Origin of the sequence: Amycolatopsis sp. DSM 110486 (genome assembly GCF_019468465.1) — a bacterium.
Lineage (GTDB): Bacteria > Actinomycetota > Actinomycetes > Mycobacteriales > Pseudonocardiaceae > Amycolatopsis.
Map to the genome: position 1 here is coordinate 7,023,578 of NZ_CP080519.1, position 24,152 is coordinate 7,047,729.

General features: G+C 70.8%; 19 protein-coding genes. 13 read left to right on the forward strand and 6 right to left on the reverse strand.

Annotated features, from left to right (window positions below; genetic code table 11):
- Positions 1-57 precede the first annotated feature (57 nt).
- Entirely contained in the window at positions 58-1,050 is a 993-nt protein-coding gene (locus K1T34_RS34135; RefSeq protein ID WP_220238844.1) for a Gfo/Idh/MocA family protein, read from the reverse strand.
- A gap of 145 nt (positions 1,051-1,195) precedes the next feature.
- Positions 1,196-2,404, reverse strand: a complete 1,209-nt coding sequence (locus K1T34_RS34140) for a cytochrome P450 (protein ID WP_220238845.1) — start codon at positions 2,402-2,404, stop codon at positions 1,196-1,198.
- Positions 2,405-2,609: 205 nt separating this feature from the next.
- Between K1T34_RS34140 and K1T34_RS34145 the strand changes: the two genes are divergently transcribed.
- The 8 genes from K1T34_RS34145 (at position 2,610) to K1T34_RS34180 (ending at position 11,232) form a co-directional block, all read left to right on the forward strand.
- Positions 2,610-3,872 carry an activator-dependent family glycosyltransferase gene (locus K1T34_RS34145; RefSeq protein WP_220238846.1) on the forward strand — a complete coding sequence of 421 codons (1,263 nt, stop codon included), beginning with the start codon at positions 2,610-2,612 and terminating at the stop codon, positions 3,870-3,872.
- 147 nt (positions 3,873-4,019) lie between these two features.
- Complete coding sequence (locus K1T34_RS34150) at positions 4,020-4,982, forward strand: aldo/keto reductase (protein ID WP_220238847.1); 963 nt, start codon at positions 4,020-4,022, stop codon at positions 4,980-4,982.
- Positions 4,983-4,993: 11 nt separating this feature from the next.
- Positions 4,994-5,734 carry an NAD(P)-dependent oxidoreductase gene (locus K1T34_RS34155; protein ID WP_220238848.1) on the forward strand — a complete coding sequence of 247 codons (741 nt, stop codon included), beginning with the start codon at positions 4,994-4,996 and terminating at the stop codon, positions 5,732-5,734.
- A 214-nt stretch (positions 5,735-5,948) separates the two neighbouring features.
- Positions 5,949-6,740, forward strand: a complete 792-nt coding sequence (locus K1T34_RS34160) for a LuxR C-terminal-related transcriptional regulator (RefSeq protein ID WP_220238849.1) — start codon at positions 5,949-5,951, stop codon at positions 6,738-6,740.
- A 5-nt stretch (positions 6,741-6,745) separates the two neighbouring features.
- Positions 6,746-7,384 (forward strand): TetR/AcrR family transcriptional regulator, encoded by a 639-nt coding sequence (locus K1T34_RS34165; RefSeq protein WP_220238850.1) that lies wholly within the window; start codon positions 6,746-6,748, stop codon positions 7,382-7,384.
- A gap of 136 nt (positions 7,385-7,520) precedes the next feature.
- A complete protein-coding gene (locus K1T34_RS34170; protein WP_220238851.1) occupies positions 7,521-8,738 on the forward strand; it encodes an acyl-CoA dehydrogenase family protein in 1,218 nt (405 codons plus the stop codon).
- Between the two features lie 39 nt (positions 8,739-8,777).
- Entirely contained in the window at positions 8,778-10,709 is a 1,932-nt protein-coding gene (locus tag K1T34_RS34175; protein WP_220238852.1) for an AMP-binding protein, read from the forward strand.
- 130 nt (positions 10,710-10,839) lie between these two features.
- Positions 10,840-11,232, forward strand: coding sequence for a hypothetical protein (locus K1T34_RS34180; RefSeq protein ID WP_220238853.1), 393 nt, complete (start codon positions 10,840-10,842; stop codon positions 11,230-11,232).
- A 27-nt stretch (positions 11,233-11,259) separates the two neighbouring features.
- Here the strand turns inward: K1T34_RS34180 and K1T34_RS34185 are convergent, their stop codons facing one another.
- Positions 11,260-11,925, reverse strand: a complete 666-nt coding sequence (locus K1T34_RS34185; RefSeq protein WP_220238854.1) for a DUF998 domain-containing protein — start codon at positions 11,923-11,925, stop codon at positions 11,260-11,262.
- Positions 11,926-12,128: 203 nt separating this feature from the next.
- Here K1T34_RS34185 and K1T34_RS34190 point away from each other — a divergent pair, with 203 nt between their 5' ends.
- A complete protein-coding gene (locus K1T34_RS34190; protein ID WP_220247547.1) occupies positions 12,129-14,585 on the forward strand; it encodes a M14 family zinc carboxypeptidase in 2,457 nt (818 codons plus the stop codon).
- 48 nt (positions 14,586-14,633) lie between these two features.
- On the opposite strand, the gene K1T34_RS34195 is transcribed toward K1T34_RS34190, so the two are convergent.
- Both K1T34_RS34195 and K1T34_RS34200 read right to left on the reverse strand, forming a co-directional pair.
- On the reverse strand, positions 14,634-15,239 hold the full coding sequence (locus tag K1T34_RS34195; protein WP_220238855.1) for a LysE family translocator: 606 nt from the start codon (positions 15,237-15,239) through the stop codon (positions 14,634-14,636).
- A gap of 256 nt (positions 15,240-15,495) precedes the next feature.
- Positions 15,496-16,593, reverse strand: coding sequence for a DnaJ domain-containing protein (locus tag K1T34_RS34200; RefSeq protein WP_220238856.1), 1,098 nt, complete (start codon positions 16,591-16,593; stop codon positions 15,496-15,498).
- A gap of 248 nt (positions 16,594-16,841) precedes the next feature.
- On the opposite strand from K1T34_RS34200, the gene K1T34_RS53670 reads away from it, so the two are divergent.
- Positions 16,842-17,468, forward strand: coding sequence for a TetR/AcrR family transcriptional regulator (locus K1T34_RS53670; protein ID WP_255637751.1), 627 nt, complete (start codon positions 16,842-16,844; stop codon positions 17,466-17,468).
- 3 nt (positions 17,469-17,471) lie between these two features.
- Here the strand turns inward: K1T34_RS53670 and K1T34_RS34210 are convergent, their stop codons facing one another.
- A complete protein-coding gene (locus K1T34_RS34210) occupies positions 17,472-18,674 on the reverse strand; it encodes an ROK family protein (RefSeq protein ID WP_220238857.1) in 1,203 nt (400 codons plus the stop codon).
- Positions 18,675-18,780: 106 nt separating this feature from the next.
- Between K1T34_RS34210 and K1T34_RS34215 the strand changes: the two genes are divergently transcribed.
- Genes K1T34_RS34215 through K1T34_RS34225 form a run of 3 tightly spaced genes read left to right on the forward strand, consistent with a single transcriptional unit; the run spans position 18,781 to position 24,037 of the window.
- Positions 18,781-20,238, forward strand: coding sequence for an APC family permease (locus K1T34_RS34215; protein WP_220238858.1), 1,458 nt, complete (start codon positions 18,781-18,783; stop codon positions 20,236-20,238).
- The gene (locus tag K1T34_RS34220) at positions 20,235-23,150 is read left to right on the forward strand and encodes a glycoside hydrolase family 2 TIM barrel-domain containing protein (RefSeq protein WP_220238859.1); all 2,916 of its coding nucleotides are present in this window, start codon (positions 20,235-20,237) and stop codon (positions 23,148-23,150) included. The genes K1T34_RS34215 and K1T34_RS34220 overlap by 4 nt, the downstream gene beginning before the upstream one ends.
- On the forward strand, positions 23,147-24,037 hold the full coding sequence (locus K1T34_RS34225; RefSeq protein ID WP_220238860.1) for an ROK family protein: 891 nt from the start codon (positions 23,147-23,149) through the stop codon (positions 24,035-24,037). Before K1T34_RS34220 ends, K1T34_RS34225 begins: the two co-directional genes overlap by 4 nt.
- The last annotated feature ends 115 nt before the right edge of the window (positions 24,038-24,152 follow it).

Here is a 24,152-nt window from a genome sequence, read left to right on the forward strand (position 1 = left end):
GCCTTCCTCTTCCTGGGGTGTGGTCGGCAACCCGGCCCGCACTCGCGTGCCTCGCGTTCATCCGGGCACCTCGGTCGCGACGGCACGCACCCGGTCGACGAGTGCCGCCTGCCTCAGTAGGTCCTCTGGGCCGAAGGGCGGGGCGACCCCGTCCAGGACGACCGCGGCGAACGCGCGCAGCGCGGCGGCGAAGTGGTCCTCGGCGGGACGGGTCAGCTCACGGACCTCGTCCTGCCGTTCGATGCGGTGCACCGGCTGCCAGGTGGCCGGCGGGGTGTAGGCGCGGTCGACGACGATGCGGCCCGCACTGCCCCACAGCGAGTACGTGCACCGGTAGGACAGCCCGAACCCGAAGGTCAGCTCGGCGCTGCGGCCCGAGGGTGAGCGCAGCAGCACGTGGCCTCGCACGTCGATCTCCCGGACCGGGTCGACGTGCAGGATCGAGGCGACGGGGACCAGTTCGGGCCCCAGGAACAGCTGGGCGGCCCGGAGCGGGTAGACGCCGACGTCGAGCAGCGCGCCTCCGCCGAGGTCCTTGCGGTAGCGCACGTCGGAATCGGGCAGCGAGGGGATGCCGAACGCGCTGGAGAACGTGTGCAGCTCGCCGATTTCGCCGTCGGCCACCAGCCTGCGCACGGATTCGTGCTGGCCGTGGTAGAGGAACATGAAGTTCTCCATGACCCGCAAGCCCCGTGCGCTCGCCAGGTCGAGGATGGCCGCGACCTCGGCTCGGCTGGTCGCGAACGGCTTTTCCACCAGCACGTGCTTGCCGGCGTCAAGGGCGCGCAGCACCCAGTGCGCGTGCAGCGCGGCCGGCAGCGGCACGTACACGGCGTCCACGTCGGAGCGGTCGAGCAGCCGCTGGTAGCCCTGCACCGGTTCACCGCCGAACCGCGCGGCGAACTCCGCGGCCCGCGCCGCGTCACGGCTTGCCACGGCGACGAGTGCCAGCCTCGGCTCCTCCGCCACCGCGGGCAAGGTGCGGCGCCAGGCGATACCGGAACAGCCGAGAACACCGAGCCGCAGGCGCCCTCCGCCGGGGTTCGCCATCACCGCGGCGGGCACACGCGGCCGGCGAACCGGTCAGGCTGCGTGGCGAGGTGACTGTCCGGCAACGTGGTGACCGAGTCGACGCCCATTCATTACCTCACGCTCATCTCGCGTCCTGTGTTCCCGGCGACGAACGGCCGGCGGTTCACCGCGCGGCTTCGACCGCCAGCGGCAGCCGCTTGACCGAGACCAGGCTCTTGGGGTTGTAGAACTCGATCCGGTCGGCCGGGTCGACGCGGATGGTGCTGTAGCGGTCCATCAGGGTGTTCAGCGCGACCTTGGCCTCGAGGCGGCTCAGTGGTGCGCCGAGGCAGAAGTGGATGCCGTAGCCGAACCCGAGGTGGCGGTTGGGTGTGCGGCCCAGCACGAACTCCGACGGGTCGGCGAACTCGCCGGGATCACGGTTGGCCGCCAGCACCCAGGCCGCGACGATACTGCCGGCGGGCACGACGACCCCGCCCAGTTCGACTTCGCGCTTGGCGATCCGCGGCAGCCGGACCACCGGAGGCCGCATCCGCATGGTCTCCTCGATGAACGACGGAACCAGTGCGCGGTCGGCCCTGATCGCGTCGGCCGCGGCGGGGTTCTCCTGCATGGCCAGCACGGCGTTGCCCAGCAGCGCGGTGGTGGTGATGTGCCCGGCGATGAGCAGCAGCGCGGCGAACCCGACGATCTCCTCGTCGGCCAGCCGGTCGCCTTCCTCCTCGACCAGGACCAGCTGGCTGATGAGGTCTTCGCGGGACTTCGCCCGGCGTTCGGCGATGTGGTCCAGCATGAACTGGTTCATCTGCTTGGCCATCGGCTTGAAGTCTTCGAGCTGTTCCTCGGTCGGCAGCGCGCCGTCCTGACCACCGGTCTGGATCAGCTTGTCCGCCCAGTCGCGGAACATGCCGCGCTTCTCCGGCGGGATGCCCAGCAGTTCGGCGATCACGGTGACGGGCAACGGATAGCTGAGGTTCCCGACCAGTTCGATGGTGTCGTGGTCGCGCACGGAATCCATCAGCTCCGCCGTCATCTCCTCGATCCGGGGCAGCAGCGAATGGGCCAGGCGCGGGGAGAACGCCTTGCCCGCCAACGTGCGCAGCCGCTTGTGCTCGGGGGGATCGACGCCGACGAAGTTGCCTTTGGTGAACAGCATCAGCTCGGGGTCCGACGACAGCAGCCCGGTGAAGTCGCTGGAGAACGTGGCCGGGTCCGACAGCACCCGCGTGGCTTCCGCGAACCCGAAGACGTTCCACTGGCCCGGCACGAGATCGGGGTTGACCGTGCCCGATGCCCGCTGCTGCGTGCACCAGTCCAACAGTTCGGCGAACTCCGGCGAATACGTGCTCGACGTGGGCGACTCGGTATTCATACGGGCCAGTGAAAATCACCGTCGCGGGGCCGGAGAACCCCTAACCGTGGCGCCCTCGGCACGCCGCCGGCGGCCTGCCCGCGTGCGCCGGACGCAGGGGTGCACCAGGGGTACGCGCCGGCCCGGCGCGGGAGCACGCTGACGGTTCGACGACCACGTGTTGATCAGCCTTGTCCTCCAGTGCAACCGCGATCCAGGAGAGTCGATGCGCGTCCTATTCGCAACCCACGCCGAGAGATCGCACTTCTACAGCATGGTTCCGCTGGCCTGGGCGCTGCGCGCGGCCGGACACGAGGTGCGTGTCGTGTCGCAGCCGGCGTTGTCCGGCGACATCACCGCGGCGGGCCTGACCGCCGTGCCGGTCGGGACCGACCACCGGATGGCGGAGATCCTCAAGGAGCTCAACACGGCCGACTGGTCCTCCGGGCTCACCGACAGCTCGTCGGCCCTCACCCACGACGGCCGGATCGAACCGGACGCGACCTGGGCGGGCCAGGGCGTGTTGTACCGGGCGTTCGTCGAGTACTACATGAGGGGCGTCAACAACGACTCCTACGTCGACGGGTTGGTCGACTTCGCCCGGTACTACCGGCCGGACCTGGTGATCTGGGAACCGTTCACCTTCGCCGGGCCGGTCGCGGCCAAGGCGGTCGGCGCCGCGCACGCGCGCCTGGTCTGGGGCCCCGATCTCCTGCTCCAGATGCGGCAGGTGTTCCTGCGCACCCGCGCGGACCAGCCGAGCGAGCTGGCCGCCGATCCGCTCGAGACCTGGCTGAAGCCGTTCCTCGAGCGCAGCGGCGCCGAGTTCGGCCCGGACGTGGCGACCGGCCAGTGGACGATCGACCCGTGCCCGGCCGGTGTGCGCGTCCCGCTCGGGCTCGACCTCCTGCCCATGCGCTACGTGCCCTACAACGGGCCCGCGGTCGTGCCGTCGTGGCTCAACGCCGACCCGGTCAAGCCGAGGGTCTGCCTGACGAGCGGGATGTCCTTGCGCGAGCAGACCGGCCGGGACGCGCTGGGGATCGCCGACCTGGCCGCGTTCGCCGAACTGGACATCGAACTCGTCGCGACGATCAAGCTCGGTGCCGACGTCGACCGGGCGTCCATTCCGGACAACGTCCGGGTCGTCGACTTCGTCCCCATGCACGCGCTTCTGCCCAGTTGCTCGGCCATCGTGCACTTCGGCAACGGCGGGACGTGGAGCACGGCGCTGCAAGCCGGCGTGCCCCAGCTCGTGATCGCGAGCAACTGGGAGGTGCTGCACAAGGCGAAGCACCTGGCCGCGACGGGCGCCGGCGCCTGTGTCTCCGACCTGTCAGAACTGCCTGCGGCCCTCGCCGGGATGCTCGCCGACCCGTCGGTCGCCGCGGCGGCGGCGCGCCTGCGCGACGAAGAGGTGTTGTCCCAGCCGAGCCCGGGTGAGGTCGTCGCGGAACTGGAGAAGCGCTGCGCGGCCCAGGCCGCCTAGCGCCGGTACCCGGCCGGCGCCGCCGAGCAACCCGGCACCGCCTCGGCGATGCCGGGGTCGGAGGCTGGTCTGAGGGGTGCGCTAGGGGTAGGTGCCGCCAGTGCGGTCGACCAACCTGAGCGTAGGAGTGGAAAGGACGTAACGCTCATGCAGTACGCCTACCTCGGGCGAAGTGGGCAGAAGGTCAGCAGGCTCAACCTCGGCACGCTCAACTTCGGCCACCGGACTCCGCAAGACGAGAGTTTCGCGATCATGGACGCCGCCCTGGAGCGCGGGATCAACTTCTTCGACACCGCGAACGATTACGGCTGGCAGGTTCACCGCGGGTTCACCGAGGAGCTGCTCGGCGAGTGGTTTTCACTGGGGAGCGGGCGTCGCGACAAGGTTGTGCTGGGCACGAAGGTGTTCAACCCGATGACGGACTGGCCCAATGACCAGGGACTGTCCGCTCGCAACATCATCGCCTCCTGCGAGCAGTCCCTGCGGCGCATGCGCACTGATTGGATCGACCTGTACCAGATGCACCACGTCGACGAGCACGCCACGTGGGACGAGATCTGGCAGGCGATGGAAACGTTGACCACGCAAGGAAAGATCCGCTACGCCGGCTCGTCCAACTTCGCCGGGTGGAACATCGCGGCGGCCCAGGAACGGGCCGATCGCCGGGGTTACTTCGGCCTGATCTCCGAGCAGTGCGTGTACAACCTCGTCTCGCGCGAGGCCGAGGCCGAGGTGCTGCCCGCCGCCAACGCCTACGGGGTTGCGGTACTCGCGTGGTCGCCACTGCACGGCGGGTTGCTCGGTGGCGCGCTGCGCAAGCTGGCCGAGGGCACCGCGGTCAAATCGGCACAGGGCCGGGCACAGGTCGCGCTGCCCCGGTTGCGCGCGCGGCTCACCGAATTCGAGTCCTACTGCGACGAGCTCGACGTCCCGCCCGCCGGGGTCGCGCTCGCCTGGGTGCTGTCCCGAGGCGTCACCGCGGCGGTGATCGGACCGCGCACCATGGCGCATCTGGATGACGCGGTGCGGGCCCTGGATCTCCACGTGTCCGACGAACTGTCGCAACGACTGGACAAGATCTTCGACGCCTCCGTCCGGGTCGCGGGCTGACGGGGCCGGCGATGGAGATCATCGGACGAGGATTCCTGGCCCAGAGCCACCTTCCGCTCGCGGCGAAGCACCCGGACGTGATCCTGGTCGCGGCCGGCCCCTCGAGTACGCAGAGTTGCGAACCCGCGGAGTTCGAGCGCGAGTTCGAGCTGATGGACGGAGTGCTGGCCCGGGCCAAACGTGATGACCGGCAGGTCGTCTTCTTCTCCACGGCCTCGCACGCGATGTACGGACACACCGACGCGCCCGCGACCGAGTCCGGCCCCTCGACACCGGCGAGCGTGTTCGGTGTGCACAAGAAGAAGCTGGAAGACACCGTCGCTGCCAGCGGGGTTCGTTGGCTGGGCATCCGGCTCAGCCACGCGGTCGGCGGCAACCAGCGTGCGCACCAGCTGTTCCCGTACCTGGTGCGGGCGGTGCGCTCAGGCAGCGTCCGCGTGTTCCGCGACAGCCACCGCGACCTGCTCGACATCGACGACGTGGTCGCGGCGGTGGACGCGCTGCTGGCCGCGCACTGCACCGACGAGGTGGTCAACGTGGCGTCCGGCTCCCCTTACCCGGTCGAGCGGCTCGCGGCGGCGATCGAGGCGGAGCTCGGCGTGCGCGCGCACCGCGAAACGGTCGACACGAAACCGATGAAAACGCTGGTGTCGAACGAAAAGCTCCGACGCCTCGCACCGGACTTGTCCTGGGTACGGGCCGACGAGGACTATCTGCGCCGGCTGGTCGCCAAGTACGTCAGCCACTACTGACCGGCCCTCAACCGCGTGGCCTCAGGGCTGGTCGGCGGGCGCTGAGCGCTCTCGGCAGCCCACTGTGACCGACATCACCTTCGCCTCGACCCGCGCCGGTCAGGGCGGGATTCCTGGCTCTCGGATTTCTAGGCTCGACTAGAAATTCCAGGATCCCCTGCGTAAAGTGACCTGCGTCTCAGCTGCTGTCCGTTCGCGGTGGAAGGAGGCGCGGATGTCGACGGTGACGCCGCGCGAAGAGCGCGCACGCGTCGGCAGGGTGCTGCGCGCCGTGCGGGCGCTCGGTCCCGTCGACATCGCGTTCGCGGCTTCCGTAGACCGCGCCACGGGCACGTTCGTGCTCGACCGGTTCGACGGCGCGCGCACCGACCTGCTGCGGGACCTGGTCATCCCCATGGGCGAGGGGGTCGGCGGCCGCTGCATCGCGCTGGAACGGCCGGTGTTCGTCCGCGACTACGTGGCGGCCAAGGGCATCACGCACCGCTTCGACGGCGCCGTGGCGGGCGAAGGCCTGAGCGCGATGTTCGCCGTGCCGGTGAAGACCGACGGCGTGGTGCGCGACGTCGTCTACGGCGCGGCGCGCACGTCGGTGGAGTTCGGTGAGGGCCTGATCGACCAGGCCGTGGACCTCGTGAACCGCCCGCCCGTGCCGGAGCCGCCGAGCCCGCCGCCGCGCTCGGCCGGCGACATCGCCGCGGAGCTGGCCGAGATCGCGGCCGCGGTGCCCGATCCCGCGGTGCGCCACCGGCTCACCGAACTGAGCGCGAGCCTGTCGAGCCTGACCGGGAAACCGGCGGAAGACGACCTGCCGATCCGGCTCTCGCCGCGTGAGCTGGACGTTCTCACGGCCGTCGCGATGGGCCACTCGAACGTGGACGTCGCCCGGCGGCTCGGCCTCACCGTGCAGACCGTGAAGTCGTACCTGAAGAGCGCGATGGCCAAATTGGACAGTCACACCCGCGGCGAAGCCGTGTACCGCGCCCGGAGGGCCGGCTTGCTACCGTGACCGCGGTGGGGAGCCTGACGGCCGGCGGGTCCGACGAGGCACCGGTGACTGCCGCACCGGTGACCCGGGCCCAGCGCAAGCGGGCCGAGCGGGTGGCGCGCATCGAACGCGCCGCGGCGCGCGTGTTCGCCGACCACGGCTACGAGGGCGCGAACTTCGACCTCATCGCGGCCGAGCTCGACCTGCGCGGCGCCAGCCTCTACTACTACGTCTCCTCGAAGGAAGAGCTGTTCCTGCGCTGCCTGCGCCAGTCGGCGGCCGACGTGTCCGCCCGGCTGCGGGCGATCGCCGAGGCCGAACCCGAGCCACGCGAACGGCTACGGCGACTCTTCCGCGAACAGGTGCTGATCGAGGTCCGCGACTACCCCGAGTACGTGCCGCTGTTCTTCAAGGCCCGGGTGAGCGTGCCCGCGCTGCAGGAAGCCGTGCTGGGGCTGCGACGCGAGCACGCGACCGTGTTCGAGGAGACTGCGCGCGAGCTCGGCACGGACCCACGCAAAGCCCGGCTGTGCCTGGAGATCGCCTACGGCACCCTGGCCTACCTGCCCGACTGGTACGACCCGGCCGGTGACGTGAGCCCTGACGAGCTGGCCGACGAGCTCGCCGAACTGCTCGTCGCGCCGTTCCTTCGCCAGGACGACTGACCACCCCCACTCGTGGGTATCTGCGCGACCCCGCCGCGCCTACCGTTGGTCCGGATGGCCCAGTCTCCGGCCGGGCCCGACGATCCCTTGCTCCCGCCGCCCCGAGGCGGGGAACCCCGAGAACAGGTGATGCACCATGACCGCGACCACCACGAACTCCGTGCGGGGTGGCCAGCACGCCGACCACGGGTACGAGCTGCCCTGGGCCTTCACCCCCGAGCACCTGCAGTGGCGCGACACCGTGCGGGAGTTCACCGCCGAGGTGGTGGCGCCCGAGGCCGGCCGGCGCAGCATCGAGTCGAGGTTCGACGCGGACCTGGTCCGCGCGGCGGGCCGGCTCGGGGTCTTCGGCCTGATGGTGCCGGCCGAGTTCGGCGGCGCCGGCGCGGACCTGCGCACGCTGTGCCTCACGATCGAGGAACTGGCCACAGTGGACTCTTCGCTGGCGGTCACGGTGCACGTCCAGGCGATCTGCGCCGCCCTGCTGGCCCACTTGGCCCAGGACCGGCCCGAGCTGTGCCACGAGATCCTGCCCTCGGCCGCCACCGGCGAGACGTTCATCTCCATCGGCCTCACCGAGCCGTCGGGCGGGTCGGACGCCGGCAACATCACCACCGTCGCGCGCCAGGACGGCGACGGCTGGATCATCAATGGCGCCAAGCAGTTCATCACCAACTCCGGCACCCCGTTCTCGCGCTACGTCATCCTGCTCGCCGCGGTCGGCGACGACGAGCGCGGCCGGCCGCCGGTCTCGGCGTTCCTCGTGCCGCTCGACGCGCCGGGCGTCACCGTCGGCAAGGGGTACCCGAAGCTGGGCTGGCGCTCCTCCGACACGCATCCGCTGTTCTTCGACGACGTCCGCGTGCCGGGCGACGCGTTGCTGTCCGAACCGGGCCGCGGCTACCGCGACGCGCTCGAGTTCCTCACGTGGGCGCGGCTGCCGATCGCCGCGATGAGCGCCGGGCTCGCCCGCGGCTGCCTGACCGACACGCTGCGCTTCGTCACCGAACGCTCGTCCTTCGGCAAGCCGCTGGGCCACCACCAGGCGGTGGCGTTCCAGACCGCGGACATCGCCGCGCTCGCCGCCACCGCCCGCACGCTGACGTACGACGGCGCGTGGAAGTACGATCACGGCTTGTCGATCAGGGAGGCCGCCGCCACGGCGAAGCTGGTCGCGTCGGAAGCCGCGAACAAGGCCGCCTACCTGGCGACCCAGCTGCAGGGAGGCTACGGCTTCATCGAAGAGACGGCCGCGACCCGCCACCACCAGGACGCCCGCATCCTCACCATCGGCGAGGGCACGTCCGAAGTGCAGCGGATGCTGATCGCGCGTTCACTGGGGCTGGCCGTCTGAGCAGGTGCCGATCGATCGAACACACAAGGGAGTGTGCCCGTGGCAGACAGTGTGGAACAGCTGATCTCCGTCCCGTTGCAGGAACTTCCGGAACGGTGGCGCTCGGCGAGCCGGGCCGAGGAGATCGCGGGCGCGCGGGCACTGCACGATCGCGACCCGGACGAGTACTGGGCGTGGGCCGCGGGCAAGCAGCGCTGGATGCGGCCGTGGGACGAGGTGCGCAGCGGTGACCTGCCCGAGTTCCGCTACTTCACGGGCGGCCTGCTCAACGTCGCCGACAACTGCGTCGACCGCTGGGCCGAGGACCCCGCGACGGCCGACCGCGCCGCCGTGGTGTGGGAGGGCGAGCCGGGGGACACCCGCACGGTGACCTACGCCGAGCTCGCCCGGGAGACCTCGGCGCTGGCGGCGGGGCTGCTGGAGCTGGGCGTCGGCAAGGGCGACGTGGTCGCGATCTACCTGCCGAACCTCGTCGAGGCGTTCACGGCCATCCACGCGTGCAACCGGATCGGCGCGATCTACACGGTGCTGTTCTCCGGCTTCGGCAAGGACGCCGTGGCCGCGCGGCTCAAGGTCTCCGGCGCGAAGGCCGTGGTGGTCGCCGACGCGTCCTACCGGCGCGGGAAGCTGGTGCCGCTGCTGGAGACCCTGCGCACCGCCCGGCCGGGCCTGCCCGACCTCGGCCACGTCGTGGTGCTCGACCGCACCGGCCGCGACCTGCCGCTCGAAGCGGGCGAGGTCTCCTACGCCGACCTCGTCGCCCGCCACCCCGAAGGCACGCCGGCCGTGCCGCTGGAGGCCAACGACCCGGCGTTTCTGATCTTCACCAGCGGCACGGAGTCGACGCCGAAGGGTGTGGTGCACTCGGTCGCCGGGTTCCTGGTCGGCACGTGGGCCAACGCCTACTGGCAGGCCGGCCTCGAGCAGGGCGACGTCTACTGGGTGGCCGCCGACGTCGGCTGGCTGACCTTCCCGATCCAGGCCGTGATCGGCGGGCTGGCGTGCGGGACCACGATCGCGTGTTACGAGGGCGCGCTCGACACCCCGACGAAGGAACGCTTCTACGAGTTCTGCGAACGCCACGAGGTCACGCAGGTGCTGGCCGCGCCGACCGTGCTGCGGATGCTGCGCTCGTTCGGCGAGGACCTGTGTGCCGCGCACCCGCTGCCGCACCTCAAGCTGATCACCGTGCAGGGCGAGCCGCTCGACGCCGAGACGTTCACGTGGGGCGGCGCGCACCTCGACGTCCCGATCGTGAACGCCTACGGCCAGACCGAGACCGGCTCGACCTGGACCTACCCGGTCACCGGCGTCGACGCGCTGAAGGCGGGCTCCGCCGGCCGCCCCCTGCCCGGCCACCACTGCGAGGTCGTGGACGACGACGGCGTGCCGGTTCCCGCCGGTACCAAGGGAAATCTGGTGATCACCCGCCCGTTTCCCACCCTGGCCCGCACGGTGTGGGGTGATCACGAGCGGTACCTGTCGGCGTACTTCAGCCAGTACCCCGGCAAATACAACACCAAGGACGAGGCCGTCCTCGACGCCGACGGCCACCTGTGGGTGCTCGGCCGCGCGGACGACGTCATCAACGTCGCCGCTCACCGCATCTCCACGATGGAGATCGAAGGCGTCGTGACCGCCCACGAGCGCGTCGCGGAGGCCGCCGTGGTCGGCGTGCCCGACCCGACGAAGGGCACGGTCCCGATCGCCTTCGTCACGCTCCTGGCCGGAGCCGACGCCGACTCGGTGTCGGCCGAGCTGATCCGCCGCGTGGGCGAGGAACTCGGCGGCTACGCGCGGCTGGCCAAGGTCTATCCCGTCACGGCGCTGCCCAAGACCCGCACGGGCAAGACCATGCGGCGCCTGCTGCGCGACGTCCTCGTCGAGGGCGCTCCGCGCGGCGACACCAGCGCCATGGAGGACCCCGGTGCCCTGGACGCGGTGCTGACGGCGGTGTCCGCGGCCCGCTGACCTTCCCCGCCTTTCGGAGCCGTCGGCCCGTACCGGTGGCGCGTCCGGTTCGCCGGCAGCGTGCGCCGGGCGGGGTGGCGTCGCTGCCCGATAAGCTGGCGCCGTGGCCGAGGGGCGAGAGGTGTCGACCGTGACGATCTGGAACGACGTGATCAGTTTCGTGCGCCTGCGTTACGAGGTGCTCGAGGACCACGACGGCTGGCTGCGCTTCCGCCTGCCCACCGAGGACGGCCGCAGCCAGCAGGCGACCGTCCACCTGCTGCCCGACCACGGTGGGGTGGCCTGGGCCGAGCTGTCCTCGCCCGTCGGCTGGGCCGACCGCGTCGATCTGCGCCGGCTGCTGGAGCTCGTCGGCGAGTCCGGCGTCGGCGGTGCGGCCGTGGTCGACGGCGTGGCGCTGATCAAGCACGCCGTGCCGCTCGCGTCGCTGGACATCGAGGACGAGCTGGACCGGCCGTTGCGCGCCCTGGTGGACCGCGCCGACCAGCTCGAACACGACCTCGGGCAGGGCGACGAGTTCTGATCGCAGGCCGGCAGCGCGCACTGAGCTTCAGCTCGAAACGCGGGCCCGTTTCTTCGCGCCCACCGGCGCCGCCAGCACTGCCAACGCGACCAGCTCCGTGAGCGCCATCCCGCGTTCGACGAGGCCGAGCGGGATGAGCAGCCACCAGCGTTCGTCGTTCACCGCGGCGACCGCCACGGCGCCGACGATGATCGCCAGCCAGCCCAGCGACAGCACGGCGAGCAGCCGCGCGGCGAACCGGCGGCGCGGCGAGTGCGGGAACGTCGTACGCGCGGCGACCAGGATCGCCAGCGGCAGGCAGACGAACGCGACCACGCTCGCGACCCGGTGCAGCGTGCCGCCCGCGGCACCACCGGTGGCGGTGGCCCAGTTGGTCTTCGGGAACGCCACGATCACGAGCAAGCCGATCGTCCACAGTGCACCGAACAAGGCGGAAACCACAGGCAGCCGCCGTTGCAGCCGCAGCACGGCGAGCGTCACGGCGGAGCCCACGGCCACGAGGACCACCGCGAGGTCGAACACCCACTTGTTGTCCGAGAGGCCGTACTCGCTGATGGTCCGGCTGGTCACGCTGATCTCGTCGGTGGGCGGCACCAGTTGGAGGAGCAGGACCAGTGCGGCGCCGATCGCGAACGCGGCGATGCCGGCGATCGACAGCAGAGCGGGGCGGCGGTCCACGGCGAGGGCGGTCATCCTTCGAGATTAGCCAGGACGGGTATGTGCCCGCTGTGAGCGGATGATCCCGTACTTCCGAAGGTTACCCGGGGCGTTTTGCATCGATATGGTCGTTCGCTGCCGAAGCGTCCCAGCTTCGGCTCGGCTCTGGGAGGTCCGGGAACGTGGGGAATTCACCTCTTTCACAACGACTGTCACTCAGAAGATCCAGACCATGGGTTCTGCTGGCCACGGCCGGCGTCCTGGCGGGGACGTTCGTCGCCCTGCCGACGTCGGCCACGGCCGCGCAGAACGTGGTGCACGCCGACCGCGCCGTGGTGCGGTCGTGTTTCGCCGCGCTCCAGCCGGCCGGTGCGCCCGGCACCGACCGTCGCGAGGTCGCCTCGACGGTCGATGGCCTGGTCCAGGCCCGCCTGACGCCGGGTGCCGGCGCCGAGGGCGACTGGGACCTCGCCGTTTTCGACAAGGCCACTGGGGCGCTCGTCGCGGCCTCGGCGGCCTTGCGCAGCCATGAGCTCGCCGAGAGCTTCGTGAAGAAGGGCCAGCAGCTCGTGATCCAGGGCTGCCGGTACGCGGGCAACGCGAAGGAGGCGAAGCTGGGTGTCGACTTCCTCGCGCTGACTCCGCAGGGCACCCCGACCGGATCCGCCGCGCCGGCCCAGCGTGCCGAGCTGGTGCGCGTGCACACGCCTTCGCGCGCGGACAAGAACAAGCTCCTCGGACTCGGCCTCGACGTCACCGAAAAGGGTGATGCGACCGGCGTCGAGGTCGTGCTCGCCGGCGACGCCGACCGCCGCACGCTCGCGGCGAGCGGGCTGAAATCCACCGTCGTCGAGCCGGATCTGTCGGCGAAGTCGATCCGCGACGCGAAAACCGACCGCGAGTACGCGGCGAAAACGACCTCCTCGGTGCTGCCGTCCGGCCGTACCAGCTACCGCCATCTGTACGACTACGAGTACGAGATGAAGGAGCTCGCGCGCAAGAACCCCAAGCTGGTCAAGGCGTTCACGCTGCCGGAGCCGACGTGGGAGGGTCGCGACGTCGTCGGGCTCGAGATCGCCACGGACGTCGCGAACACCGCCGACGGCAAGCCCGTCGACTTCACCATGGGCGTGCACCACGCGCGCGAATGGCCGGCCGGTGAGACCACGATGGAGTGGGCGTACCAGCTGATCAACGGCTACGCCCACGACACCACGATCCGGGGGCTGGTCGGCAAGACGCGCAACATCATCGTGCCGATCGTGAACCCCGACGGCTTCTCGATCTCCCGCGAAGCCGAACCCCGTGGGGATTTCACGAGGTTCGACTACGAGATGAAACGCAAGAACTGCAACTCCGCCGACTCGCCGCCGCAGTTCGCCACCGGCGTCTGCAAGGCGAACCCGGGCGGCGCGCAGCGCGGCACCGACCCGAACCGCAACTACGCCGGCTTCTGGGGCGGCGGGGGAGCGGGCCTGTCGTGGAGCAGTGAGACGTTCCGCGGTTCGGCGCCGTTCAGCGAGCCGGAGTCGCGCAACATCCGTTCGGTCGTGTCGTCGCGGCAGGTGACGAACCTGATCACCTTCCACACCAACGCGGCGCTCGTGCTGCGTCCGCCGGGCGTCGCCGACGTGCGCCCGCCGCTCGAGGACCCCGTGTACCGGGCGCTGGGCGACAAACTGGCCTCCCACAACGGTTACACGAACGAACCGAGCTGGGCGCTCTACGACACCACCGGCACCACGGAGGACTGGTCGTACTGGGCCACCGGCGGCTGGGGCTTCACGATCGAGATCGGCGGCGCCGGTTTCCACACTCCGTACGAAGTCGGGGTGGTCGCCGAGTACGCGGGCCTGGCCCCGTCGACCGGCGCGGGCAAGGGCGGCAACAGCGGCGCGCTGCTGGAGATGCTGCGCAACACCGCCGACCCGGCCGCGCACTCGACGCTCATCGGCACCGCGCCGAAGGGCTACCAGCTCAAGCTGCACAAGACGTTCCAGACCCCGACGTCCCCCGTGCTGCAGCCGGACGGCTCCACCAAGCCGCCCGTGTACGTGACCGACAACCTCAACTCCACCTACACCTCGACCGGTGGCCGGTTCGCGTGGTCGGTGAACCCGTCGACGCGGCCGTACGTCGCGGGCCGCTACGGGCGTGACCCGCAGGGGCCGGCGCAGGCCGGGTACGCCGTGACGAACCCGGCGGGCGTGCCGCCGGTGAACGAGTCGTACCCGGACAACCCGGCGTCGGAGAGCTTCACGTTCCACGTCGACGGGTTGCCGAAGGTGGACAACGGGAGGTTCAGCGTCGACGTCAACTGGGCCAACCCGGACACCGACTGGGACCTGTACGTGTACGACGCCGCGGGCAACGCCGTGACGTCGTCGGCCAACGGCGGCACCACCTCGGAGCACGCCGTGCTGTTCGACCCGCCCGCCGGTGACTACCGCGCGGTGCTGGTGAACTACGCCCAGGCCGACCCGGCGCAGGTGGACGACTGGACCGGTGGTGTGTCGTTCGCGTCGCCGGTGCCCCCGACGTACGGACCGAAGGAGGCCTACCAGCTGACCTGCACCAATGCGAAGGGCAAGCTGGCGGGCATCGCGGACGTGTACCTCGACCGCGGCCAGACCATCGACGTCGGCGAGATCTGCACCAACTCGGCGCGCGCGGCGAAGAACCGCTCGCACGGCTGAGGTTTCGGTCCGTGAAGGGCTCCGCCTCGGGGCCCTTCACGGACCTGCTCAGCCGGTCACGGCCAACGCGACGCCGAGCACGACAAGCACCGCCCCGACGACCCGGTTGAGCACCGGCCGCGCCCGGTCGTACCAGCGTTGCGTGGCGGGGGAGGAGAACAGCAGCGCCACGGACAGGTGCCACGTCGCCGACGCCAGGACGATGAGCGCGATCGCCGCCACCTTCGTCGCCGTGGGCTCCGTCGGCGGCAGCGTGGCCGTCAGCACGCTCCCGAAGAACACGGCGGCCTTGGGGTTGGTGACGTTGCTCAGCATCCCCTGCCCGAACGCACTCCTGCGCTCCGGCAGCGGCTCTTGGTCGGGTGCTCGTGCTTTCGACCAGAGCCTGATCCCCAGCCACGCCAGGTAGAGCCCGCAGACGATCCGCAACGCGGTCGCCAGCCACGGCGTCGCCGCGAGCAACGCCCCCAGCCCGAACACGGCGACCGCCGCCAGCAGCCCACCCGCTACCACCACCCCGGCCGCCACGGCCACCGCCGCCCTGCGCGACCCGGCCGCCGCGGTGTGCGCGATGAGCACGAAGTTCGGCCCTGGCGTCACCGCCGCGGGCGCGTAGACGAGCAGCACCGTGCCGAGAGTCGCTGCGGTATTCACACCGCCATCCTCTCGCGGACTGCCCTGGCTGCCGGAGGGCGGGGGACTGCCGTGCCGAGTTCGGCCGGGGCACTGGCCGGGGCTGAAGGCGGAGCGGGTCCGGGGCCGTCAGGTCGAGCTTTGCTGCTTCGCGCGTGCGTGCCGGGTGGCAGGGGCGCCCCGGTGGCGAATTTCGGCGGTGCCCGTGCCCGGGCACCGCCGCGCGACCCTGCGAGGAGCGGGCATGATCCCGCGTCACCCGCAACCGACGGCGCGGTCAGGCGGCCCGACCACTCCCCACGACCTGCCCCCGCAGCGTCCGCAGCGCGTTGTGGTCCACAGTAGACGGTTCGGCCGACAGCCAGCCGCCGATTTCGTGCAGGAACTGTTCCGGCGTCATGGGCGGGGCGCCGTCGGCGTAGTCGGCGTCGTCGGCGGTGGTGATGGCGCCCGCGTGGCTCGGGTAGACGATCATGGCGCCGCGCAGGGCGATGCCGGGCAGCAGGTCGCGGTAGGAGTCGAGGCTTTCGGCCAGGCGGGAGCCGCCGCCGCGGAAGGGGCGGCCGTTGCGGAGCAGGCGGCCGTCGTCGGCGGTTTCGTAGTGGCCGGGGAGCCATTGTTTCGACTCGATGAGCACGAGGCGTTTGCCGCACAGCACGGCGTGGTCGACGTCGGCGAAGACGGAGCCCGGCCAGGCGAGGCCGTGGAAGATGCGGGCGGCGGGCAGCTGCGTCAGGTAGCGCTCGAGGAGGTCGGCCGTGAGGCGTTCGGCGAGCTCGTCGGCCTCGACGCCGGGGCTGCCGAACACCGCGCCGCCGCCGAACTCCGCGGCGAACTCGCTGCGGGCGCGCCGCGCGGCAAGGTAGCCGCGGGCCAGGCGCTGCACCAGCAGTGCCGTGCCGGCCGTGAGCACCAGCCACACGATGAGCACCGGCGGCGTGAAGTCCACGCCCAGGACCAGCGGCGCCAGCACCAGCACCATCCCGGCGACGGCCGCGACCACGGGCGTGTGCCCGGGGCCGCGGCGCCGCCCGTGGCGTACGCGCGGGTCCTGCGCCGCGAACTCCCACCACTCGAGCTCGTCCGGCTCCAGGTCCAGCGGCTCGGGCACGAACCCGGGCTCCTCGCTGAACCGGCGGCGCTTCGGCTTCGCCGGCGGGCGCGCGTGCACGGTCGGGACGCCGGCGTCGTACGCAGCGCGAGCGCGGGGATCACTCAGCGTGTCGTAGGCCTCGCGCAGCAGCTGGAACGTGCCGACAGTGCCGCCCGCGTCGGGGTGCAGCGTCTTCGCCAGCCTGCGGTAGGCAGCCTTGATCTCCGTGGGCGACGCCGTCTTCCCCACGCCGAGCACCGCGTAGTAGTCGACTTCGGGCACGTTCGCGTTCCACCTCCGAATGGCTGCCGCGCAACGATATGGGGTCGGTGATCGCCCTCGGCAACCGCCTCCGCGGCACGCCGGGGTGAACCCCGTTCATCGCCGGGCGCCAGTGACCACAGTGGACAGTGCGGACCACGGCCTGGCTGCGCGGTGTCGCTCGATCGGGTTCCGCTGCGTGATCGATCGGGTGGCCCCGGTGTGATCTACGCCGTAGACTCGCGGGTCTACGGTGCAGACTCCGCGGGGTGCGCAGACTCAAGACCGCCCGGCGGTCCGAGATCGTGGGCGCGGCCTGGGAGCTGGCGGCCGAACGCGGTCTGCCCGCCCTGTCCATGCGCGGCGTCGCCGCCCGGCTCGGCCTCACGCCCATGGCGCTGTACGGCTACTTCCGCAGCAAGAACGACCTTCTCGACGGCATCGCCGCCCAGCTGCTCACCCTGCTGCCCGCGCCCGCCGCGGACCTCGACCCCTTCACCCGGTTGCGTGAACTGGCCGGGGGACTGCGGGCGGTCGCGCGCGAGCATCCCGCCGTGGCCGGTCTCCTGTTCACCCGTCCGGCGGCGAGCGAGCAGTCCCTCCTCCCGGCCGAACGCGTTTACCAAGCCCTGCTGGACGCGGGCGTGCCCGAGGCCGAAGTCCCGCGCCTGGAACGCCTGCTGTCCACGTTCGTCCTCGGCTACGTCCTCTCGGAGGTCGAAGGCCGCTTCGCCGCGAGCACCCGCCTCGCCCGCTCGCGCCGCGTCGGGCTCGGCCCCGCCGACCTGCCCGCCCACCACCGCCTCGACCCGCTGCCGCACCACGTCGACTGCGACGCCGAGTTCGCGAAAGACCTCGAAGACCTGCTGACGATCGTCGAGGCCGCCGCGAAGTGACGCTCAGGCTTGCGCGGCCGTCCGCCGCGGTTCGCGGCGCTCGAACACCAGCTCCCGCGCCGTGCCCAGGGCCGTCGTCACGGCGCCCGCCAGCACGGCGTCGGACCCCAGCTGCCCGGCGACGATCTCCGGGGCGAACGGTGTCGTCGCGGCCAGCGCGCGTCGCATCGGCCCGGCGAGCAGCGCCGCGTTGCTCCCGATGCCGCCGCCGAGAACGATGAGCCGGGGGTCGAGCACCGCCGTCACCGCGGCCACCACGTGCGCCAGGTGCGCGGCCTCCTCCTCGACCACGCGCAGCGCCCGCGGATCCCCGTCCGCGGCCGACAGGAAGACCTCCCGAGCGCTTCGAGCGGTCAAGCCCAGTGCCCGGGCGCGCGCGACGATCGCGTGCGCCGAAGCGACGTCCTCCATCGGCACGGGCCGGTGAGCACGCGCCCCGGAAACACGGGCGCCCGCGGGCAGGTCCGCGATCTCACCCGCCGCGCCGTGGGCGCCCCGGAACAGCCTCCCGCCGACCAGTACGCCCATCCCGATGCCGGTGCCCACCGTGAGGCACACCAGCACGTCCACGCCCAGCGCCGCCCCCAGCGCGTGCTCGCCGACCGCGCACAGGTTCGCGTCGTTCTCCACCACGAGGTCCGAACCGTGCGCGCACAGCCGTTCGGCCAGCGTGTGCAGCTGCCCCTTGCGCTCCCACCCCGGCAGGTTCGGCGCCCGGTGCACGGTTCCGGTGCGCGCGTCCGGAATGCCCTGCGTGCCGACCACGGTGGCCACGACGTCGGCCGGCTCGAGTCCGGCCGACGCGACCGCGCGGCCCACCGCGTCGCCGACCGTCTCGACGAGCGCACTGCCCGAACGGCACCGGTTCGGCTCGTCGAACCGCGCGACGACGCTCCCGTCCAGATCGGCGACGGCTACGCGGATCGAACGCCGGCCGATGTCCACGCCCACCACGTGTCCGGCCTCGGGCGCCACGCGGTAGACGACGGCGGCGCGCCCCGGCCCCTCCGGGCTGTGGCCGGTGGCCCGGACCAATCCGCACTGCTCCAGGTCGAGCAGTGCCTGGCCTACGGTCGGCTTCGAAAGCCCTGTGTCCGCGGCGATCCTGGGCCGGGTGGCCTCACCGCCGGTGCGCAACCGGTCCAGCACCAGCCGCTGGTTCAGCTCGCGCATGTTCGCCGGTGTGCCCACCCGCGGCCCTGCCATGCTCCCCGCCACCCCTCGCCGTTTCCACAACTTTACGAACGCGGCTCTTCCGACCCCGCAAATCTTATGTTAAGAAGCTTTACTAACTATTGGATGGAGGCACGACGTGAGCTCACCCACCCGTTCGGGGGGTTCCGGAACGGCGGATCTTCCACGGACCGGTCTCGAACGCAAGATCGGGCCGCTGCAGGCGACCGCGATCAACATGACGCAGATGTGCGGGATCGGCCCGTTCGTGACCATCCCGGCGATGGTCGCCACGATGGGTGGCCCGCAGGCGATGTTCGGCTGGATCATCGGCGCCATCATCGCGTTGGCCGACGGCCTAGTGTGGGCCGAGCTCGGCGCGGCGCTGCCCGGCGCCGGCGGCACCTACATCTACCTCCGCGAAGCTTTCCAGTACCGCACCGGGCGGCTGATGCCGTTCCTGTTCGCCTGGAGCGCCGTGCTGTTCATCCCGCTGATCATGTCCACGGGCATCATCGGCCTGGTCCAGTACCTCGGGTACCTCATCCCGGGCGTGGTCGACGACGGCGGCGTGACACCGCTCGGCAAGATCATCGGCATCGTGATCATCGCCGTGATCGTGCTGGCGCTGTTCCGGCGCATCGGCCAGATCAGCAAGCTCACCACCGTGCTGTTCGTGATCATGCTGTTCGCCGTGCTGACCGTGATCGTCGCGGCCTTCTCACACTTCAGCGGCGGCCAGGCGTTCGCCTTCACGCCCGGCGCGTTCGGCTCGGGCGGCGCGTTCTGGGGCGGCCTCGGCGCGGGCCTCGTGATCGCCATCTACGACTACCTCGGCTACAACACCAGCGCCTACCTCGGCGGTGAGGTCCGCAACCCGGGCCGCACGATCCCGCGGTCGATCATCTTCTCGATCCTCGGCATCATGGCGCTCTACTTCCTGCTGCAGGTCGGCGTGCTCGGCTCGATCCCGCTCGACGAGCTGAAGAACGCCACGTCGGTCGCCTCCACCGTGCTGGAGCAGGCGTGGGGCACGGTCACCGCGAAGGTGATCACCGTCTTCATCATCATCGCGGCCATCGGGTCGGTCTTCGCGGGCCTGCTCGGCGGCTCGCGCGTGCCGTTCGAAGCCGCGCGCGACAAGGTGTTCCTGCCGGTGTTCGCCAAGCTGCACCCGAAGCTGAACCTGCCCACCGCCGGCGTGCTGACGATGGGCGTGATCACCGCGATCGGTTCGCTGTTCACGCTGACCGACGTGATCAACGCTGCCGTGACCGTGCTCGTGATCATCCAGTCGCTGGCGCAGGTCGCCGCGATCTGGGTGCTGCGCCGGCGCCAGCCCGCGCTGAAGCGGCCGTACCGCCAGTTCCTCTACCCGATCCCGACGATCATCGCGCTCGCCGGCTGGGTGTACATCTACATCTCCGCCACGACGCTCTCGATCATCCTCTCGGTGGCGTGGATCGTGCTCGGCGTCGTCGCGTTCTTGATCTACGCGGCGGCGGAGAAGACGTGGCCGTTCGGCCCGAAGGAGATCCGCGAGGAGTTCGTCCTCGCGCAGCAGCAGCAGCCGACCGAAGAGGGGCTTGAGGCATGAGGAAACCGCTCGTCGCCGGGATCGCGGCGGCCGCCGCGCTGATCCTGGTCCCCGGGGTGGTGAGCGCGACGGCGTCGGCCCAGGCGCCCGCCGCGTCGCCCCAGCACCACGCTCCGCGTGAGCAGGGGCTGTCCACGATCGGCACCTCCGGCTGGCAGGTGCTCACCACCGCGAGCGTGAAGGACGGCGGTGACCGCGTCTCGCAGCCCGGGTACGCCACGAAGGGCTGGTTGCCGGTCAAGTCCGACGACGCGGGCGCGCCGGGCACCGAGATCAACGCGTTGGTGCAGAACGGCAAGTGCCCCGACGTCTTCTACTCCGACAACATGCGCAAGTGCTTCGGGTACGTCGACAAGCTCGGCCCCGTGACCACGAAGCCGTTCGCCGACCCGTGGTGGTACCGCACGGACTTCGACCCCGGTTTCGCCAAGGGCAAGAACGGCGAGCTCACGATCCCGGGCATCGTCGGCGAGGGCGACGTGTGGGTCAACGGCACGCTGGTGGCGGGCAAGGACGTGGTGAGTGGCGCGTTCGCCGGCCACACCTTCGACGTGACCAAGCTGCTGAAGCCGGGCAAGAACACGCTGGCGATCAAGGTCTATCCGAACAACCCGCTCACGATGTACACGCTCGACCAGGTCGACTGGGGCCAGATCCCGCCGGACAACAACACCGGCATCCAGTACCCGCCCACGCTGCAGCTGTCCGACGCGCTCACCGGCGACAACGCCCACGTGGTGCAGGACAACGCCGCCGACCTGTCCACCTCCTCGCTGACGGTGAAGGTCGACGTCACCAACAACGCCGACTCGGCGCAGACCGGTGACGTCACGGCCACGGTGAACCCGCCGTCGGGCGCGCCGATCGTGGTCAAGCAGAGCGTGAAGGTCCCGGCACACGCCAAGCAGACGGTGACGTTCACGCCGGCGAAGTTCGCCGCGCTGAAGATCCGCAAGCCGCAGGTGTGGTGGCCGTACTCGATGGGCGCGCAGCCGCTGTACACCTTGGACACCTCGGTGGCCCAGGGCGGCGTCGTGTCCACGTCCTCTTCGGACACTTTCGGCATCCGCACGGTGACCTCGAAGCTCGTCGGCAAATCGGCGCCGCTGCCGCAGGGCTCGCGGCTGTTCGCCGTGAACGGCAAGGACTTCGTGTTCCGCGGCGGCGGTTTCGCCCCGGACCTGTTCCTGCGCTACGACAAGGCCGACACCGCGCACCAGATCGCGCTGATCAAGAACATGGGTCTGTCCGGCGTGCGGCTCGAGGGCCACGACATGCCGCAGGACTTCTACGACCAGGCCGACCGCGCGGGCCTGCTGGTGATCGGCGGCTTCCTGTGCTGCGACGCGTGGCAGCCCGAGGACGCCTCGAAGCTCACCGACCGCGACTACCGGATCATGCACGACTCCGCGTACTCGATCGCGCAGCGCGAGCGCAACCACCCCAGCGTGTTCAACTACGGCTGGAGCGACAACGAACCCGTCGCACGTCAGGAGTCCGAGACGCTGAATGCGTTCAAGGAAGCCGATTTCCAGGTGCCGGTGATCGCCTCGGCGGAGTACAAGAGCACCCCGACGCTCGGTGTCTCCGGTGAGAAGGAAGGCCCGTACGACTGGGTCCCGCCGGCCTACTGGTACGACACGTCGCACTTCGACTCCGGTGACTCCAGCCGCACCAACGCCGGTGGCTCGTGGGGCTTCGCGAGCGAGCAGAGCGCCGGGCACACCGTGCCCACTTTGGACTCCATCAAGCGGTTCCTCTCGCCCGAGGAGCAGGCGAAGCTGTGGCAGGACCCGGCGTACAACCAGTACCACGCGAACTTCGAGCCCGACCACGGCGGTTACGCCTTCGGCACGCTGTACACGTTGGACAACTCCATCACCCAGCGCTACGGCAAGTGGGACTCGCTGGAGTCCTATGTGGAGTCCGCGCAGGTCGCGAACTACGAGAACACCCGTTCGCAGTTCGAGTCCTTCATCGCGCACTCGACCGACAAGGACAACCCGTCGACCGGTGTCGTGTACTGGCAGCTGAACAAGGGCTGGCCGACGCTGCTGTGGTCGCTCTACAACGACGACGGTGACCAGCCGGGCGCGTTCTTCGGGGCCAAGAAGGCCAACGAACCGCTGCACGCGATCTACGGGTACGACAACGGTTCCGTGACCGTGGCCAACCTCGGCGGCGGCACGCAGGCGGACGTTTCGGTGCAGGCCAAGGTCTACGACACGGCGGGCAAGGTGCTCGACGACCAGACGGCGAAGAACGTGTCGCTGAACTCGCAGGGCGTCGTCACCGGTCTGCTCAAGCCGAAGGTGCCGGCCGAGACGAAGGCGCCGGCCAAGGCGCAGGTGTACTTCGTGGAGCTGCAGGTGACCCAGGGCGGGAAGGTCGTGGACCGCAACGTCTACTGGCTCTCCACGCAGAAGGACGTCGTCGACTGGAACAAGACCCTGGGCGAGCCGCAGGCCACGCTCAGCCAGTACAGCGACATGTCCGCGCTGCGCGACCTGCCGAAGGCGCAGATCGGCGTCGAGAGCTCGACGAAGCACATGGCGGGTCCGGACGGGGCCGACACGGCGACCACGGTGACGGTGACCAACACGTCGAAGACGCCGTCCGTCGGGTTCTTCCTGCGCGCCGACGTCCGCCGCGGCAGCGTTTCCGGTGGCGTGGCGTCCGGTGACAGCCAGCTCGCCGCGGCGACGTGGGACGACAACGACATCACGCTGTGGCCCGGCGAGTCGCAGACGCTGACGGTGACCTACCGCTCCGCCGACCTGCACGGCGCTCCCGCCGTGATCAGCGTCGACGGGTTCAACACCGGCAGCGTGGTCGTGCCCGCCGCCCGCGGTTACGGCCACCACGGTGGCCACGCGGTCCGCCCGCCGGCGATCGAGGGGACTCGCGAGTGATCCTGGGTATCGACTTCGGCGGCACGAAAGTGGCGCTGGGGCTCGCCGACGACGCCGGAACCCTGCTGGCCACGCGTCGGCTGGACACCGACGCCGAGGCGGGGGCCGAGCAGGTGGTGACGCGCGCCCTCGCCGGGGCCAAGGCCCTGGTGGCGGACGAGGGCGCGCGCGTCGACTCGGTCGGTGTCGTCAGCCCCGGGATCGTCCTCGAGGACCGGATCCTGCTCGCGCCCAACGTGCCCGGGTGGGAACAGCTGCACCTGCGCTCGCTGGTCGCGGCCGAGTTCGGCGGCATCCCCATCGCCACCGGCACGGACGCCAAGGCGGCCGCCCTGGCGGAATGGGAGTTCGGCACCCTCGCCGGCGCCGACCCGGCGGTCTTCCTGTCCCTCGGCACCGGCATCGCCGCCGCGGTCCTCATCGGCGGTGTCGTGCTGTCGGGCGCAAACGGGGCCGCGGGCGAGATCGGCTACAACCTGCTCGCGCCCCAGGACACCGATGGCTTCGCCAGCGGCTCCGCGCCGCTGGAGGAAGCCGTGGGTGGGCGGGGGCTGGGCCGCCGGGCCGCGGAGCTGCTCGGTCGCCCGGTGACGGCTGCATCGCTGTTCGCGCTGGCTCGGGAGAACACGCAGGCGAAGGAACTGGTCACGTCGGCGCTGGACGAGTTGTCCATGCACGTCGCCAACCTGGCGATCGCGTTCGATCCCTCGCGGATCGCCGTGGGTGGCGGACTCGTCCGGTCGGCCGACGTGTTGCTGCCGGCTCTGCGCGATCGGCTGGCGGGCGCGGTGCCGTTCCCGCCGGAGCTGGTGGCGGCCCGGTTCGACCAGGACGCGTCGTTGCTCGGCGCGGTGGCTCTGGCCATGCGGCTGGGTACCGGGGGATAGCTGCCCGAAGGTGTGCCGGTGCCCCGACCCGGCACAGCTTCGGGTACCCACGTTCTGAGGGGCGGTGCCGTTTTCGGTGCCGCCCCTCAGACGTTTGTCCACAGCGGGCCCGAGT

Coding starts and splice junctions, on each gene's coding strand:
- K1T34_RS34145 (WP_220238846.1), top strand. CDS start 2,610: ATGCGCGTCCTATTCGCAACCCACGCCGAGAGATCGCACTTCTACAGC.
- K1T34_RS34170 (WP_220238851.1), top strand. CDS start 7,521: ATGACCGCGACCACCACGAACTCCGTGCGGGGTGGCCAGCACGCCGAC.
- K1T34_RS34160 (WP_220238849.1), top strand. CDS start 5,949: ATGTCGACGGTGACGCCGCGCGAAGAGCGCGCACGCGTCGGCAGGGTG.
- K1T34_RS34155 (WP_220238848.1), top strand. CDS start 4,994: ATGGAGATCATCGGACGAGGATTCCTGGCCCAGAGCCACCTTCCGCTC.
- K1T34_RS34135 (WP_220238844.1), bottom strand. CDS start 1,050: ATGGCGAACCCCGGCGGAGGGCGCCTGCGGCTCGGTGTTCTCGGCTGT.
- K1T34_RS34150 (WP_220238847.1), top strand. CDS start 4,020: ATGCAGTACGCCTACCTCGGGCGAAGTGGGCAGAAGGTCAGCAGGCTC.
- K1T34_RS34185 (WP_220238854.1), bottom strand. CDS start 11,925: ATGACCGCCCTCGCCGTGGACCGCCGCCCCGCTCTGCTGTCGATCGCC.
- K1T34_RS34140 (WP_220238845.1), bottom strand. CDS start 2,404: ATGAATACCGAGTCGCCCACGTCGAGCACGTATTCGCCGGAGTTCGCC.
- K1T34_RS34220 (WP_220238859.1), top strand. CDS start 20,235: ATGAGGAAACCGCTCGTCGCCGGGATCGCGGCGGCCGCCGCGCTGATC.
- K1T34_RS34210 (WP_220238857.1), bottom strand. CDS start 18,674: ATGGCAGGGCCGCGGGTGGGCACACCGGCGAACATGCGCGAGCTGAAC.